Source organism: Acinetobacter endophylla (assembly GCF_053543775.1).
On the sequence record NZ_JBLVOM010000067.1, the window covers coordinates 1 to 984 of the forward strand.

Here is a 984-nt window from a genome sequence, read left to right on the forward strand (position 1 = left end):
CCAATGCCTGTTCAGCGACCTGACTTTTCCCGGTCACATGCAGTTCATGGAATTTACGACGTGCATGGGCCATGCAGCCCACCTCAATGACCTGACCTGATTTAAAGCGTGCTTTATAACCACTGTAATCATCACAGACTAGATTGCCCTGCCAGCCATTCAGGAACTCTGCAGCATGCTGGCCTGAACGACTATCCTGAAAGGGCACTGTTGCAAATAGGCTGACATGATAAGCTAAATATCTTATTTATTTCGAGATACAGCAGATGAATCCCTTCACTATCATCTTAAAGAAACAGAATGGCGTTGGATGAGGGAGCCTAATGAGCTAGCAACAGAGTTGTGGGACCTCATTAGGTAAAACTAAGTGCAAATCTGCTAGTCTAGAGCCATATTTATTAGCGATTGCGATTGGAAGTGTGGTGACTGGTGTAGCTTATGCCGTGATATAAAACAACGGTTAGAATAAGCCCTTCATAGAAGCTTTGTGAAAGCTATTTAGTGCAATAAATGAATATTATGCCCAATCCTATTTTGGATCATTTGGAGAGTCTCTACTTGAATTTGTCCAGGTAATAGATCATGAGCGATATTGCTGAATAGGATTGCAACCTTACAAATCGAGCCAATGTTCACCCCATCCATTGTAGTAAACATTAAGTTTTTTTTGAGCATGGATTTATTTTCTTCTGATACGTTGGCGAGCCCTACTGTTCTGAAATGACAGCTTTGTCCGTTATAATTGTATAAACATTTTGGTGTCTGGTAATTATGTCCTTATTGATCAATTTTCTATCTCGCTTTAGTACTGCAACTCTTCAGCGCAGTCTGAGCTATGCTAAACACATTGATAGGGAAACGATTGAGTTCTTTGAGGAAAATGATGATGTCACGATGTATGCTCAAATTGAAGGGACAGATTATTACGATACCGCGATTACCTATAATCTTAAAAAAGACCGTTTAATCGATGATGACTGCACT

4 pseudogenes are annotated in these 984 nt (G+C 40.3%); 2 read left to right on the forward strand and 2 right to left on the reverse strand.

The annotated features are described in order from the left end of the window. A pseudogene (locus ACNPNW_RS04865) lies at positions 1 to 202 on the reverse strand (IS66 family transposase); the annotation flags it as partial. Positions 203 to 274: 72 nt separating this feature from the next. Between ACNPNW_RS04865 and ACNPNW_RS04870 the strand changes: the two are divergent. Continuing rightward, a pseudogene (locus tag ACNPNW_RS04870) lies at positions 275 to 361 on the forward strand (IS1595 family transposase); the annotation flags it as partial. Between the two features lie 137 nt (positions 362 to 498). Here the strand turns inward: ACNPNW_RS04870 and ACNPNW_RS04875 are convergent. Then, positions 499 to 630 (reverse strand): annotated as a pseudogene (locus ACNPNW_RS04875) (serine/threonine-protein kinase HipA); the annotation flags it as partial. A gap of 141 nt (positions 631 to 771) precedes the next feature. Here ACNPNW_RS04875 and ACNPNW_RS04880 point away from each other — a divergent pair. Continuing rightward, positions 772 to 984, forward strand: a pseudogene (locus tag ACNPNW_RS04880) (hypothetical protein); the annotation flags it as partial.